The organism is Streptomyces auratus (assembly GCF_050433025.1).
GTDB classification, from domain to species: domain Bacteria; phylum Actinomycetota; class Actinomycetes; order Streptomycetales; family Streptomycetaceae; genus Streptomyces; species Streptomyces sioyaensis.
In genome coordinates this window covers 3,483,578-3,498,085 of sequence record NZ_JBNGCB010000003.1, presented here as the reverse complement: position 1 = coordinate 3,498,085, position 14,508 = coordinate 3,483,578, and the positions used below count along the sequence as shown (strand labels likewise).

Sequence of the window (14,508 nt, the reverse complement as noted above, 5' to 3'; positions counted from 1 at the left end):
GGGTCGTTCATCGGGATGTTCCCTCGGCGTCCCATCAGAAGAGGAAGTACCGCTGGGCCATGGGGAGTTCGGCGGCGGGGGCGGGTTCGACCACCTCGCCGTCGATGGTCACCGTGAAGGTGTCGGGGTCGACCTGGACCCGCGGCAGGGCGTCGTTGTTGCGCATGTCGGCCTTGGTGACGCGGCGGGTGGAGCGGATCGCCTCGTAGCGCTTCGCCAGCGGCAGGCGCTCGGGGAGCGCGTCGTCGAGGGCCTGCGGGGAGACGAAGTTGACCGAGTTGCTGCCGGGCGCCTTGCCGGTGGCGCCGAACATCGGGCGGGGCAGCACCGGCTGCGGCGTCGGGATGGACGCATTGGCGTCGCCCATCTGCGCATACGCGATCTGACCGCCCTTGATGACCAGCTGCGGCTTGACGCCGAAGAACGCCGGGTCCCACAGGACGAGGTCGGCGAGCTTGCCGTCCTCGACGGAGCCGACGACATGGTCGATGCCCTGGGCGAGCGCGGCGTTGATGGTGTACTTCGCGACATAGCGGCGGGCGCGGTGGTTGTCCGCACCGCCGTCGCCGGGCAGGCTGCCCCGGCGCCGCTTCATGACGTGCGCGGTCTGCCAGGTACGCAGCACGACCTCGCCGATCCGGCCCATGGCCTGGGCGTCGGAGGACATGATCGAGATGGCGCCGAGGTCGTGCAGGATGTCCTCGGCGGCGATGGTGGAGGGCCGGATCCGGGATTCCGCGAAGGCCAGGTCCTCGGGGACGGCGGGGTTGAGGTGGTGGCAGACCATCAGCATGTCGAGGTGTTCCTCGACGGTGTTGACGGTGTGCGGCCGCGTGGGGTTGGTGGACGCGGGCAGCACGTTCGGCTCGGAGACCATCGCGATCATGTCGGGGGCGTGTCCGCCGCCGGCGCCTTCGACATGGAAGGCGTGGATCGAGCGGCCGGCGATGGCCGCGAGGGTGTCGCCGAGGAAGCCGGCCTCGTTGAGGGTGTCGGTGTGGATCGCGAGCTGGGCGCCGCTCTCCTCGCAGACGTTCAGACAGGCGTCGAGGACGGCCGGGGTCGCGCCCCAGTCCTCGTGGATTTTGAAGCCGAGGATGCCGGCCCGCAGCTGGTCGCGCATCGAGGCGAGGGAGGTGGTGTTGCCCTTGCCGAGCAGTCCGACATTGACCGGCAAGGAGTCCATCGCCTCGAACATCCGGGCCACATGCCAGGCGCCGGGGGTGATGGTGGTGGCCTTGCTGCCTTCGGCGGGGCCGGTACCGCCGCCGATCATTGTCGTGACACCGGAGGCGAGGGCCTCGTCCGCCTGCTGGGGGCAGATGAAGTGGACGTGGGTGTCGATGGCGCCGGCCGTCAGGATCTTGCCGTTGCCGGCGATGATCTCGGTCTCGGGTCCGATGACCAGGTCGGGGTGGACGCCGTCCATGGTGTCGGGGTTGCCGGCCTTGCCCAGGGCGGTGATCCGCCCGTCGCGGATACCGACGTCGGCCTTGACGATGCCCCAGTGGTCCAGCACGACCGCGCCGGTGATCACGGTGTCGGGGGTGCCCTCGGCGCGGGTGGCCCGTGACTGCCCCATCGATTCGCGGATCACCTTGCCGCCACCGAAGACGGCCTCGTCACCGGCCCGGCCGGGCCCGCCCGAGCGGTCCTCGGTGATCTCGATGACCAGGTCGGTGTCGGCGAGCCGGATCCGGTCGCCGGCGGTGGGGCCGAAGAGGTCGGCGTACGCCTGACGGGTCAGCTCAGCCATCGAGAGTGCCTCCGGTCTCGCCGCGCAGCCCTTCGACGATCCGCTTGCCCCCGATGGGGATGAGCTCGACCTCGGTCGGGATGCCGGGCTCGAAGCGCACGGCGGAGCCGGCCGCGACGTTCAGTCGCTTGCCGTGCGCGGCCGCGCGGTCGAAGTCCAGGCCGGGATTGGCCTCGGCGAAGTGGTAGTGGGAGCCGACCTGCACGGGGCGGTCGGCGGCGTTGAGGACGGTCATACGCGTACGGGGGAGGCCTTCGTTGAGGCGTACCGGCTCGTCGGCGTGGAGGATCTGTCCCGGGATCATCTTCGGCTCTCCCGCCGTCAGTTGATGGGTTCGTGGACGGTGACGAGCTTGGTGCCGTCGGGGAAGGTGGCTTCGACCTGCACGTCGTGGATCATCTCGGGGACGCCCTCCATGACCTCGTCGCGGGTGAGCACCTTGCGGCCGGAGGACATGAGCTCGGCGACCGTACGGCCGTCCCGGGCGCCTTCGAGGATGTGCACGGTCAGCAAGGCGATCGACTCGGGGTGGTTCAGCTTCACTCCCCGCGAGCGGCGCTTTTCGGCCACATCGGCCGCCACATGAATCATCAGGCGTTCCTGCTCATGCGGGGTCAGTTGCATACGTTCCACCTCACGGTCTTCCTGCCCGGACACATTCACCCAGGTCACAGGCGTGGGCACACCTGTGACGATAGGTGTACCACCCAGCAATTAAAGGAGGAGCAAACCGACTTCCAGCACTTGGCCATCAAGAGCCCCACGCCAGGAGAGTAGTTCGGCGGGATTTCGTCGGCGTTACAGCCAGGGACGCGTCGGCGCCTTTTCATGCGGCCGACGTAACGCCGCCGCAGCACGGCGCCGCCACCGCCCCGCCGGGGCGAGCGCACCCCCTCGGCCCCCTCGCACTCGCCCTGCCGCGCACGGCATCGAGTGGCGAAATCCACACCTTACAGACCGCGCCCGACCACGGAACAGATGGTTCCCACGCACCACGAACCGCCATCAAACGCACCTAACGGACACACCCCGCTCGGCGAACACGCCTGTCCGATATGCGCTCTTGACGGTTGGCAAAGTGATCGCAATTCTCATGTGCGCGTCAAAACGCTCCGCACCATCCCCCCACACCTGGAGCTCATACCGTGAAAAATTCGGCACGAATACGCCGGGCCGCGCTGGCCACGGGCGCCGCGACCGCCCTGGCCGCCACCCTCTTCACCGCGGCCGGCGCCTACGCCGACCCCGCCCCGGCCGAGGCCCCGGACATCGACGTCAAGGCCGTCAAGGGCGACCTGGACCAGCTGCAGTCGATCGCCGACGCCAACGGCGGCAACCGCGCCCACGGCAAGGCCGGCTACAAGGCGTCCATCGACTACGTCAAGGGCAAGCTGGACAAGGCCGGATTCACCACCAAGGTCGAGGAGTTCGACAACGGCGGCGCCAAGGGCTACAACCTCGTCGCCGACTGGAAGGGTGGCGACGAGAGCAAGACCGTGATGGCCGGCGCCCATCTGGACTCGGTCCCCGCCGGCCCCGGCATCAACGACAACGGCTCCGGCTCGGCGGGCATCCTCGAGGTCGCCCTCGCGGTCGCCAAGTCGAACCTCAAGCCCACCAAGCACCTCCGCTTCGCCTGGTTCGGCGACGAGGAGGATGGCATGGTCGGCTCCAAGGCCTATGTCGACAAGCTCGGCGCCGACAAGTCGAAGATCGACTCGTATCTGAACTTCGACATGATCGGCTCGCCCAACCCGGGCTACTTCGTCTACGACGACGACACCCGCCTGGAGAAGGTCTTCAAGGACTGGTTCGCCACCAAGAACATCGCCACCGAGAAGGAGACCGAGGGCGACGGGCGCTCCGACCACGCCTCCTTCAAGGACGCCGGCATCCCGGTCGGCGGCCTGTTCTCCGGCGCCGACTACATCAAGACCGAGAAGCAGGCGAAGGCCTGGGGCGGCACGGCGGGCAAGGCGTTCGACGCCTGCTACCACCAGTCCTGCGACACCTCGAAGAACCTGGACGACAAGGCGCTGGACAACAACACCGACGCCATCGCCCACGCGATCTGGGAGCTCAGCTCCTGAGCCACCCGCACCATCCCGCGGTCGGCTCCGGCCGACCCCTCAGTGCCCGCGACCCGGCCGCCGATCCCCGGCGGCCGGGTCGCGGTGTTCTGCGGCGATCCCGAACCTCCGCCGTTCGCCCGGAGCAGACGGGAGCTGCCGTACGGCCGAGACCGTACTGATCACCTGCTCCTCCTCCGCGTCCTCCTCGCGCCGCCCCAGCTCTTCGAGAAGCTGCAGGTCAGCGGCGGATACCAGGGCCACCAGCGGCTTGCCGTGGCGGGTGACGACCACCCGCTCGCCGCCGTAGACGACTCGGTTGATCAGATCCGCCAGCTCCGCCCGGGCTTGCGTCACCGGAATTTCGTAGGCCATGTTCCTAGCCTATGTAATGTCCACCTGGTTCGCCGTGGTCCGTGACGACAGCGAATATCCAGGTCAGAGGTTCTCGCGTGCTCTGGTCGGTGCACTCGGCCCGCACGCTGCGGATGAACCGCTCGGCGTGGGCGTTCACCCTCGGTGCCTGTGGCGCGGTCCTGAGGATCTCGATGTTGTCGGCGGTTCGGAATCACCGGGGAATCGCGAAGGGCCACAGTGGACCGCGGGCGATAGCCGGTCGATTACCCGAGAATTCTCTGGAGATTGTTAAGGTTTGAGCCGTCCAAGAATTCGATACTCCTACGGACCGCTGGTGTACGACGGCACCATTACCGGCCCAGCCCGCCACAGCTCCGGTGCGGGCCCTGGCACGAAGCGAGGCGTTCATGGGATTCCCGCGCGGGCGCCACCTCCGTGAACGCCTCTTGTGCCGCCCGCGCGTTCACCCGCCGGCCGGGCCGGACCCCGCTCCCGGTCCCGGCGCACCGCCCGGCGGGACGTCCGGCACCGGGCCGAGCCCGGCCAGGCTCCCGTCCAGCCAGGCTGCCACCAGCTCCACCCGCGAGCGTCGGCCGGTGCGCTGGAACAGCCGGGCCAGCCGTTGTTCGACCGTCTTCTCACTGCACGCCAGACGGGCCGCGATCTGCCGGTTGGTGCCGCCTTCGCCCACCATGCGGATCAGCTGCATGTCCGCCTCGCTCAGGCCCTCGCGGGCCGAACGGCCCCTGGGCAGCGGCACGTTGCGGCGTTGCGCCGACCTGCCGAGCCGGGCTCGCCCGGGACGCCCCACCGACAGCACGTGCATGTGCCGCGCCGCCTCGGCCAGCCACGGCTGGGGATCGTCGCCGACGTCGGCGAGGATCTGGCAGCAGTACAGCATCATGTGCCGGTCGCCCCGCCGCTCGGCCGAGCGGTAGGCGTCGTGCGCGCCGTCCGCGTCGCCGTCCAGCACCCCGCGGCCGACGAGCAGCGCCTCCCGGGTCATGGCCGTGTCCGCCTCCGCGTGCAGTGCCGCGAGCTGCTCCAGGGCCTGCCGCGCCTGCCGCGGCCGGGTCTCCTCGGCGAACTCCAGGATGCGCATCAGCACCCTCTCGGTCCCGGCGAGCAGGCCGCTGTCGCGCGCCCGCCGCACGTCGTGCCATGCCTCCTCCAGCGCCGCGTCCTGCTGTCCCGACCAGTACCGCACCCCCAGCCGGGCGCGGGCCACCAACGGGTGGACGACCGTGCCGGGAATGAGGTCGAGCCACTCGCGGGCGCGGACGAGGTCACCGCGGAAGCAGTGGATCTCGGCCGCCAGCGCCCGGGCCAACTGGCCGCCCGGCCCGCCGGGGGCCCCGCTGCGCCGCTCGATGCCGCGGGCTGCCGACAGGGCGTCGTCCCAGCGCCCGGCCAGGTAGTCGCGGACCATGGCGTGGTAGCGGCCGGCGGCGCTGTGGCCCGCGCGTACGTAGCGTTCGCCCAGCACGGATTCGAGGGCGCCCGCCAGGTCGCCGTAGGCCGCGGCGTCACGCAGCCGCCCGATGGCCGCCTCGCAGCCCTCCTCCCGCTGGAGGCCGTGGACGGCCCTCGCCAGCTCCTCGTGGCCGCCCACGGCGGCGGCCAGCGTCCGCAGCTCGGCCCAGGACGGCAGCGGACCGTACCCATCGTGCAGCCGGCCGCTGTCCGGGGCGGGTTCCGCGGACGAGGGCCAGGGGGTGAGCGGGCCGATCCCGTACCGGCCGCCGAGCGCGGCCAGCATCGCCGCCCGTGGCATCCGCGCGAACACCTCCCGGGCCGCGGCGCCGTAGGGCGACCGGTGCTCGTGCAGTGCGGACAGCCCCCAGGCGTGCGTGGCGAACTCCAGCCCGCCGCCGTCGGTGGGGCCGGGGTCCCGCAGGCTGGTGAGGATCGGCTCGCCCAGCCCGAGGACGTGGGCGTGGTCGCCGCACCACAGTCCCAGTTCGGCGGCCTCGCGCAACACGCCCAGCGTCGCGGGGTAGTTGGGCGGCAGACGGCGCAGCACGGACAGGTAGGCCCGCGCCCCCCGCGGGTGGTAGGACCGGGCATCCTTGGCGGCGGCCGCCAGCAGCAACGGCACCGCCACGCCGTCGTTCAGCGCGGGACCCGCGGCCGCGACGTGGTCGGCCAGCAGCGGATGGCAGGCGCCCGTGGCGGCGGGGCCCAGCCGCTCGGCGACCGTCCGCACGACGGCGGCGTGCATCGAGCGGACGTCGCGGCGGGGCGGCAGCGTCCGCAGCGCCGCCGCCAGCGCGGGGACGGCGAAGGCAAGCCGGCCGTCCCCGTCGATGGTCAACGCCCGCTCCCGCACCAGCCGGTCCACCGTCCGGCCGAGGTCCGCGGCGAGCACCGCGCACGCCGGGATCAGGCGGTGCAGGTCCTCCAGCCGCAGTTCCGCGCGGTGCAGGAGGCCGGCCAGGGCGACGGCGGCGTCCGTGCCGTCGGCGGCGACCCGGCGCAGCGGTTCCGCGTCCACGGTGAGCCGCAGGTCGTCCTCCGTCCCGGCCAGGCAGGCACGGCCGTCGAGGTCGACGAGGCCGTCGTCCTCGTCCAGCGCGGTGAGCACCGACAGCACGGCCGCGGGGCTGCCGGCCAGGGGGCCGAGGGAACGCCGCACCGCCGCGAGCAGCGCGGGTTCGGCGGGACGGCCGAGGCGCTGTCCGACGAGCTCGCCGACGTCCTCCGGCCGCAGCGGCGGCAGGTCGAGCACCCGGTCGGCCGCCGTCGCCAGGTCGGGCGCGCCTGCCGGGCCCCGGGGCACCGGGCGCCCGGCCATCACCACCGGCAGGCCCGCGGGCCGGAACACGCGCAGCATCAGCTGGAGCGCGGACGCGGTCGGCGGGTGCATGCGCTCGACGCCGTCGAGGACGAGGGCGAACGGCACGTCGCACGCCGCGTCCGCGAGGGTCTCGCCCAGCGTGGACAGTAGTGTCAGTTCGCCGCCGTCACCGGAACGCGACTGCGCCCGGCGCACGGCGGTGATGTGGGCCGGGAGCCGGGCGTGCCGGATCTCGGCGAGCACGCCGCAGACGGCGTCGGCAAGGGTGGCGGCACCGGTCGGCCCGGTGGCGGTCTCCCAGGACAACCGCAGCACCTTGCCCCCCTCCTGGACCACCGCGTACCGCGCCTCGTCCAGCACGGCGGTCTTGCCCGCTCCGGCCTCGCCGGTCACGAGCAGGGTCCGCGCCGTACCGGCCGGACGCAGGGCGTCGGCGACAACGCCGACTTGGTGGTCCCTGCCGACGAGAGATGCACGGCGTTCCACTGGACTCCTCACTCGCTTTCGGCCCACGTCGACCGGGGCCCTCCCGCTGATCGTGACGTCGTCGTGGGAGACGGCCATAATGCAGGCTCCGACGGGACCGGCGCACCGGTCCCGTCGCGCGTACACAGGCGGAATGCCCGCCGGTGACACGGCGTTGAGGAGGTTCCGTGGACAGTGGCCGGGGGGCGGACACCGGGGTGGTGCGCGGTGCCACGGCGACGTGGACGGATGGCGCGAGCGGGCAACTGGTGGGTCGTGAGCAGGAGTTGGCAGAGTTGGAGCGCTGCCTGGACGACCCGGACGGTCCCGGCCTGGTGCTCGTCCACGGAGAACGGGGAGCGGGGCGCAGCGCGTTCGCGCATGCGGCCGCCGAACGGCTGGCTGCGCGGGATCATGTGGTCCTGCCGTTGGTCTGCGTGCGCGGGGACCAGGACCGTCCGCTCCTGCTGGCGCTGCGGGTGGTCACCGCCGTGCGGGAGCACCGGTCGGTCACCGGGAGGCAGCCCGCGGCCGGCCGGGCGAACCTGGAGGCCGAGGTGCTGCCCGCCGCGGAGAGGGGCGATCGGGCGGCGCTCGCCGACGCACTGCTGTTCGCGCTGACGCATGCGGCGCCCGTGGCCGTGGTGGTGGACGACGCGCAGTACGCCGACGCGGCATCCCTCGGCGTACTGGGAGCCGTCGCCGCCCGGTGCCCCCCGGAGGTCCGGCTGGTGATCACGTCGGTACGGCACACCGGCGGGGCCGGTGACGCCGCGTCCGGCCGTCGGGAGGACCAGGCCGTCGGACTGCCGGCGGCAGCGGGCACGGCGCGGACGATCGCCCTGCCGCGCCTGACCCGGCCGCAGCTCGCCGACATGGTGGCGCGGCGGTCGCAGGCGGCGCCCGACCCGGCCCTGGTGGCGCGTGTCCTCGGGCTGACCCGCGGGATTCCCGCAGCCGCCGACGCGCTGCTCACCGAGTGGTCGCGGCGGGACGCGGTGCGCATCGCCGACGGGCACGCCTTCCTCGCGGCGAGCGCGCCGGTGCCGGTACTGCCCGATGAGGACCGGTTCATGAGGGCGCTGCACGAGCTCGGCGAACCGTGCCGGACGACGGCGGCGGCACTGAGCGTCCTGTGGCCGCTCGGCCGGACGGCGGTGGCGCTGGTGGCCAGGTCCACCGGGCTGTCCGACCAGGAGGTCGGCGACGGCGTGCGCCGCCTGATCGCCGCGGGCCTCCTCGACGAACTGCCCGGCGAGGACGGCGGCGGCCCCCGGGGCTGGGTGTTCCGGTCACCGCTGATGGAGCACGCCACCCGGGAACGGCTCGGGCCCCTGGAACGCGCCCGGATGTCCGCCGCCGCGGTGGAGGCTCTCTGGGCGGCTCGGGACGGCACGGCCGCAGCGACGTCCCCGGGGCGTCCGGCCGTGCTCCTTGAGGAGGCGGACACCGTGACGTACCTGCCCGAGCGGATGGCCGACGCGGGCGTGCTGATCGACCGCGAGCGCGCGGCGGCGGAACTCACCGCCGCCGCCGAGGCGTTGCACCCCGACCCCGAGGACCGCGGCATGCTGCGGTGGTTCCGGGCGGCGCTGCGCCTGATCGAGGAACCGGCGGCCCGCGAACTGGCGTTGCTGCGGTGTGTGAAGGCCGCCTGGGTCGTGGGCGACCACCCGGTGGCGGGCCAGGCGGCGGAGACGATTCTGCGCGACCCCTCCGACGTCGTCAGCGGCCCGGATCTGCACGAGCTCGCCGCCCTCCAGGTCGTCGCGGTCACCTCCGTGAAGGACTGGCCGCAGTTGTCCCGGATGGGGGCGGCCGAGTGGTGGGACCGTCTGCCGCTGCCCCCGGAGGCCGCATTGCCGGCGCGGGCCCTGGCGTTGTGCATGAGCGGGCGGTGGCCGGAGGGTCTGGACCTGCTCTCGCGGACGGAGCCGGTGTGGCGCCCGGACCCGCACATCCGGCTGATACCCGAGCTGCTGCAGGCCGCCGGGAACCTGGTGCAGGGCCGGACCGACATGCTCGCCCGGGCCCTGGAGACACCGCCGGACCCCGGCCTCCCCCCGGAGGCGCTGTACTCGATAGCAGCCGGGTACACCCTCCAGTTGCTCGGCAACGCGGACCTGTGCGGCGCCATGGACCTGTTGAAGGACCGCGGGATGCCGCCCGAGGCGCTTCCCCCCACCAGCCACTTCCTCCTGCTCCACCTCCAGGGCCGGTGGGACGACGCGCTGGCGCTGGCGCGCGGCATGGTCGCGAAGGATCAGGCGTTCATCGCGCCGCCCCAGCACCATCTGTTCACCGCGGGGACGGCCGCCATCCTGCTGGCCAGGGGCAAGCCGACCGGCGCCGCCCGTCTGATCGCCGGTGAGCGCGGGACCCACGAGGGTCATGTGGAGATCTTCCTGGACGTCGCCGAGGCCGCGGTGCTGCGGACCATGGGCCGTCCCGACGCGGCCGACCGCATCTTGCGGCGCGGGCTGCGGGAGGCCGACGCGCGCGGCTATGTCTACGGAACCGACGAGCTGGCCGCTGCCCTCGCCATGCTCCGGGCGGAGGACGGCCGGGCCGATGCGGCGGCGGGCTGTCTGCGGCGCCTGGAGGAACTCGCCGGGCGTACCGGCAGCGGACGCACCCGGCTGCTGTACCTGCTGGCATCGGCGCGGGTGCGCCAGCAGGGCTCCGGCGCCGCGCGCGAGCTGCTGCACGAGGCGGTGGAGCTGGCCCGCTCGCGGTGCCAGCCGTTCGAGACCGCGGTCACGCTGGCGGCGGCGGCCGGGGACGCGGGCCCCCCGGAGCTGCTGCACGAGGCGTACGAACTGTACGGGGAGACGGGCTCGTTGCTGAGCCGCTTCCACACCCGGGCCGCGATGCGCGAGGCCGGGCTGACCGTCCCCGGCCGCAGACAGGCCGCCGCCGAGAACGAGCAGCTGCTGGCCACCCTGGTCACCGAGGGGCTCGCGAACCGCCAGATCGCCACCGTGCTGCGGCTCAGCCAGGACGCCGTCGCCAATCGCCTGTCACGGCTGTTCGCACGCACCGGTCTTCGGTCTCGTACCGAGATCGTTTCGGCCATGCTCACCGGCAACCCCCTGACCGCTCCGGACCTCTGAACGTCCCGCCGCGCGCCCGTCCCTCCCCCAGGGCAGGCCGGGGCGGAGCGAGGCCCGGGGAGTCCCGGCGGGGAAATCCCTTTCCGCGGAACTCTCCTGGGCCGCCGGCGGACTTCTCCTGAACGGTGGGGGTCTCCTCGGATCGTTGCGACAGGTTTCCCTGTCATTAAGCGATCGAGGCGTGCGGAAAGCCGGTGAGCAAAATGTGCGTGGCATGATCATCTACCTCATGGGCGATTACCGATGGGGAGGCGAAATGCCTGAGCAGATACTCACCGGCACCGTGCGTGTGGCGGTCCACTCACCCGACCCCGTGGTCCACGCGGGACTTGTCAGCTCCCTCAAGCACGACCGCCGCGTCCAGGAAGTCCCACCGGAGAGAAGCCACGAGGCCGACGCCGTCGTCGCGGCCTTCGACACCGTCGACGCCACCGCACTGGACCGGCTGCGCGCCCTGTCCGACAGGCCCGACACGCGCTTCCTCCTCGTCGCCGGACGACACTGGCGAGCAGACGTCTCCGCGGCGATCGACCGGGGAGTGCGCGCCGTGCTGTGGCGTGACACGTTCACTCCCTCCGCCTTCGTGCGCACCCTGCTCACCGTCGCGGACGGCGGCGGCAGCTTCCCGCCCACGCTGCAGGGCGCGCTGATGGAACAGGTCCGGTGGACCCACCGGGAGGTCCTTGCGCCGCGCGGCCTCACCGCCTCAGGCGTCAGCCCCCGCGAACTCGATGTCCTCCGCCTGGTCTCGGAGGGAAAAGAACTCGCCGAGATCGCAGCCAAGTTGTGCTATTCGGAGCGCACCGTGAAGTACATCCTCCACGGCCTGATGAAGCGATTACAGCTGCGCAACCGCTCGCACGCCGTCTCCTACGCCATCCGCGCCGGCCTCATCTGATCAACGGCACGACACGTGCCGGTCCGGCCTGACACAACCTGCGGCGGAAGGCAACGGCGCCCGGATCGCTCACCATGGCAGCGCGTTGCCGCCTGCGGTGCCCCGGGGTATGCACAGGCCTGTTCAAAAGGGCAAAGGCCCTCCGGAATGCTGGACTCCGGACCGGGCGTCCCTGCAATGTGAAGGAGCGTGATCTACCAAGCAGACCGTCCGGTTGATGCCGGATCCAAGGAAAAGTCAGCGTCATCCACAGGAATTTGGCGCCCCACCGTGCGTCCGCTTCCACCGCCGCTGTCTCACCCGCGGAAGATTCTCGCCACCGACCGGCCTTCTTCGCTGCGTGCCGCCTTCTGCGCCACAGCACGCACGCCTTTGCGGCCCGGCCAATGGCCGAGCGGAGCCTCTCGTCGTGGTGATGCCCTCCGCGGTCGACCGGCCGTCGGGAACGAGAGTAGCCAGGGTCAGAGGGAAATGAGGTGGAAGTGAACTTCCGTATACTGGGCTCTCTTCAGGCAGGCGTGGACGGCGCGGTGATCCCGCTCGGCGGAGTGATCAAACGCCGGCTGCTCGCCTACCTTTTACTGAACGCCAACCGGGTCGTGGCCACACACAAGCTGCTCGACGTCCTGTGGCCGGACGAAACACCCCGCACCGCACGCAAGATGATCGGCAACGCCGTCCGAGGCCTGCGGCTCGATCTGGCCCACGGGGCCACGGACACGCGTGCGGCCATACTGACGCGTGCTCCCGGATACCAGTTGCGGGTCGACCCCGACACCGTGGATCTGTTCCTGTTCCGCCGGCACGTAGAACGAGGACGCACCGAAGCCCGCGGCGGCGATCATGCCGCCGCGGCGTGCACGCTGCGGGGGGCGCTCGACCTGTGGGGAGGTGCGGCACTCGCCGACCTGGCGGACGGCGACTTGAACTGGCCCGAACTGGACGGTCTGGAGAGTGAGCGACTGGGTGCCCTGGAGGACTATTTCGAAGCCGGACTGGCGATCGGCCACCACCACGAGATTCTGGGCGAGCTGCAGAAGGCCGTCGCCGAGGACCCGCTGCGTGAGCGGCTGAGCGGCCAGCTGATGGTGGCGCTCTACCGGTGCGGTCGGCAGACCGACGCGCTGTCGGTGTTCCGGCGCGTCCGGACCGAACTCGTGGAGCGGTTCGGACTGGAGCCGTCGCGGGAGCTGCGTCGCCTGGAACGCTCCGTCCTCGAACACGCCCCCGACCTGGAGGTGCCGGCCGCGCCGGCAGCGGAGCACCCCAAGGCGCCCGAGCGGCCAACGGGGCCGGCCCTCGTCGAACAGCAGGCGACGCGTCGGCCGGACGCGCCCGACGCCCGTGATGCCTCGTCCGTGAGCCGCGTACCGTCGCGGGTGGGCAGGGACTTCAGGCGCGATCACCGTGTGGCGCCCGACCGCGTGGACGACGGCGATCGGCAGGGTACGGGCCACCGGTCGGCGCCCCGTCGCACACGCGTGAGCGTCGTCCTGGTGTGGGTGCGGCACGACCTGTCCGACGACCACGATGTGTACGGCGTGCAGAAGGTCATGGCGGACATCGAGGCGGTACTGCGGCAGCAATCCACGCAGCACGGGGGGACCATGGGACCGGTGACGGCACCGGTGTTCTCCGCCGTGTTCGGAGTCGACAGCCCTCGCCGGGACGACGCCACGCGTGCCGTGCGGACGGCCTTCGCCCTCCGGGACCGGATCGATGACAGCCGGCCGCGTACCAACCCGTCCTTCATCCGTGTGCACGTCGCTGTGGTCACCGGTGATGCCTGCTTGTCGTACCTGCCGGCGCACAGCGGCGTCCCGACAGTCACGGGGGACGTGGTGGACCGGGGCATCCGGCTGCTGGCGATGGCGCCCCGAGGGCAGGTGCGGGTGTGTGAGATCACGCGCCAGGCGACGGAATCGCACATCTCGTACCACCTGGGCCCCGAGCCGCCGGATGGCTGGGAAGCGCTCCGCATCCGGACCGGCGCAGGTCATGGCCTGCAGGATGTGCGTCCACCGGAGCCGTCCGAGCCACCGGACGGACCGGGCCTGCCGCAGCTCACGGCTCGATCTCCCTGAAGAGGTGCCTCGAAGCGGCGGCGCACCTGACGTGCTCTTGGTCACGGTGGGCCGCCGACGCGTCACCTCGTGGTTTTCCCCGGGCCCGGGCGGGCCTCTCAACCAGGCAGTGGGACAGCGGAGAGCCGCTCGGCGACGAAGCCGGTGACATCGGCGACGTTCTCGCTGATGAAGAAGTGACCACCGGGGAACACCCGCAGTGCGAAGGCGCCAGTGGTGTGCTCCTGCCAGGCGGCTGCCTCATCCCGGGAGGTACGGGGGTCGTCGGCGCCGGTCAGAACGGTGACCGGGCAGCGGACGGGCGGTTCCGACACGAACCGGTAGGCGCCCAAGGCTTGGTAGTCGGCGCGCAGCGGCTCCATGATCATTTCAAGCATCTCGTCGTCTCCCAGCAGCCGGGGATCCGTGCCACTCAGCTCCCGGATCTCGGCGAGCAGGCTCTCGTTGCTGCTCAGGTCGACGTTCTCGTCCCGATGGCGGGACGGAGCGCGCCGCCCGGACAGGAAGAGCGCCACCGGTGAGGTGTTGAGTTCCCGCTCGAACCTCCGTGTCACCTCGAATGCCAGGAGTGCCCCCATGCTGTGGCCGAAGAACGCCATCGGGCGGTCCGCGAGTTGCCGCAGCCGGTCGAACAGGAGGTCCGCCAGGACGTGCAGATCGGTCACACAAGCCTCATCGCGCCGGTCTTGACGCCCCGGATACTGCAGGGCGAGCGCGTTGAACCGGTCCGACAGGGAGGTACAGAAGGGCCGGTAATAGCTGGCGGAACCACCTGCATGGGGAAAGTGGACGAGATGGAGCGCCTCGGCGGGGCCCGGTAGATAGCTGCGGATCCATCGGTCCGACTCGGTGGCTGTTTCTGAACTCAACTCATTACACCTTCCGCCGCTGTGGTGAAGTTGCGCCTTGCGTTGAAGTATTCAGAGAATCGCAGTCGCCTTCTGCCGATTCAACCCCCGCCCCGCGGAG

10 protein-coding genes are annotated in these 14,508 nt (G+C 71.6%); 4 read left to right on the top strand and 6 right to left on the bottom strand.

Annotated features, from left to right (window positions below):
- Nucleotides 1–34 precede the first annotated feature (34 nt).
- Genes BKA18_RS34905 through BKA18_RS34895 form a run of 3 tightly spaced genes read right to left on the bottom strand, consistent with a single transcriptional unit; the run spans nucleotide 35 to nucleotide 2,380 of the window.
- Nucleotides 35–1,756, bottom strand: coding sequence for an urease subunit alpha (locus BKA18_RS34905; protein WP_366044912.1), 1,722 nt, complete (start codon nucleotides 1,754–1,756; stop codon nucleotides 35–37).
- Nucleotides 1,749–2,060, bottom strand: coding sequence for an urease subunit beta (locus BKA18_RS34900; protein WP_006608037.1), 312 nt, complete (start codon nucleotides 2,058–2,060; stop codon nucleotides 1,749–1,751). Before BKA18_RS34900 ends, BKA18_RS34905 begins: the two co-directional genes overlap by 8 nt.
- A gap of 17 nt (nucleotides 2,061–2,077) precedes the next feature.
- Nucleotides 2,078–2,380, bottom strand: coding sequence for an urease subunit gamma (locus tag BKA18_RS34895; RefSeq protein WP_006608038.1), 303 nt, complete (start codon nucleotides 2,378–2,380; stop codon nucleotides 2,078–2,080).
- Nucleotides 2,381–2,901: 521 nt separating this feature from the next.
- Here BKA18_RS34895 and BKA18_RS34890 point away from each other — a divergent pair.
- Nucleotides 2,902–3,846, top strand: coding sequence for a M28 family metallopeptidase (locus BKA18_RS34890; RefSeq protein WP_006608039.1), 945 nt, complete (start codon nucleotides 2,902–2,904; stop codon nucleotides 3,844–3,846).
- Between the two features lie 39 nt (nucleotides 3,847–3,885).
- Here BKA18_RS34890 and BKA18_RS34885 read toward each other — a convergent pair whose 3' ends face one another.
- Entirely contained in the window at nucleotides 3,886–4,200 is a 315-nt protein-coding gene (locus BKA18_RS34885) for a type II toxin-antitoxin system Phd/YefM family antitoxin (protein WP_366044911.1), read from the bottom strand.
- 445 nt (nucleotides 4,201–4,645) lie between these two features.
- Nucleotides 4,646–7,465 (bottom strand): helix-turn-helix transcriptional regulator, encoded by a 2,820-nt coding sequence (locus tag BKA18_RS34880; RefSeq protein WP_366044910.1) that lies wholly within the window; start codon nucleotides 7,463–7,465, stop codon nucleotides 4,646–4,648.
- Between the two features lie 167 nt (nucleotides 7,466–7,632).
- On the opposite strand from BKA18_RS34880, the gene BKA18_RS34875 reads away from it, so the two are divergent.
- The 3 genes from BKA18_RS34875 (at nucleotide 7,633) to BKA18_RS34865 (ending at nucleotide 13,539) form a co-directional block, all read left to right on the top strand.
- Nucleotides 7,633–10,557, top strand: a complete 2,925-nt coding sequence (locus tag BKA18_RS34875) for an AAA family ATPase (protein ID WP_366044909.1) — start codon at nucleotides 7,633–7,635, stop codon at nucleotides 10,555–10,557.
- A 256-nt stretch (nucleotides 10,558–10,813) separates the two neighbouring features.
- Entirely contained in the window at nucleotides 10,814–11,455 is a 642-nt protein-coding gene (locus tag BKA18_RS34870) for a helix-turn-helix transcriptional regulator (RefSeq protein ID WP_366044908.1), read from the top strand.
- Nucleotides 11,456–11,937: 482 nt separating this feature from the next.
- Entirely contained in the window at nucleotides 11,938–13,539 is a 1,602-nt protein-coding gene (locus BKA18_RS34865; RefSeq protein ID WP_366044907.1) for an AfsR/SARP family transcriptional regulator, read from the top strand.
- A gap of 98 nt (nucleotides 13,540–13,637) precedes the next feature.
- Here the strand turns inward: BKA18_RS34865 and BKA18_RS34860 are convergent, their stop codons facing one another.
- Nucleotides 13,638–14,408, bottom strand: a complete 771-nt coding sequence (locus tag BKA18_RS34860) for a thioesterase II family protein (RefSeq protein WP_366044906.1) — start codon at nucleotides 14,406–14,408, stop codon at nucleotides 13,638–13,640.
- Between the last annotated feature and the right edge of the window lie 100 nt (nucleotides 14,409–14,508).

What these genes read in the sequence shown, in the direction of transcription:
- BKA18_RS34905 (WP_366044912.1), bottom strand. Translation starts at nt 1,756, where the DNA reads ATGGCTGAGCTGACCCGTCAGGCGTACGCCGACCTCTTCGGCCCCACC.
- BKA18_RS34900 (WP_006608037.1), bottom strand. Translation starts at nt 2,060, where the DNA reads ATGATCCCGGGACAGATCCTCCACGCCGACGAGCCGGTACGCCTCAAC.
- BKA18_RS34895 (WP_006608038.1), bottom strand. Translation starts at nt 2,380, where the DNA reads ATGCAACTGACCCCGCATGAGCAGGAACGCCTGATGATTCATGTGGCG.
- BKA18_RS34885 (WP_366044911.1), bottom strand. Translation starts at nt 4,200, where the DNA reads ATGGCCTACGAAATTCCGGTGACGCAAGCCCGGGCGGAGCTGGCGGAT.
- BKA18_RS34870 (WP_366044908.1), top strand. Translation starts at nt 10,814, where the DNA reads ATGCCTGAGCAGATACTCACCGGCACCGTGCGTGTGGCGGTCCACTCA.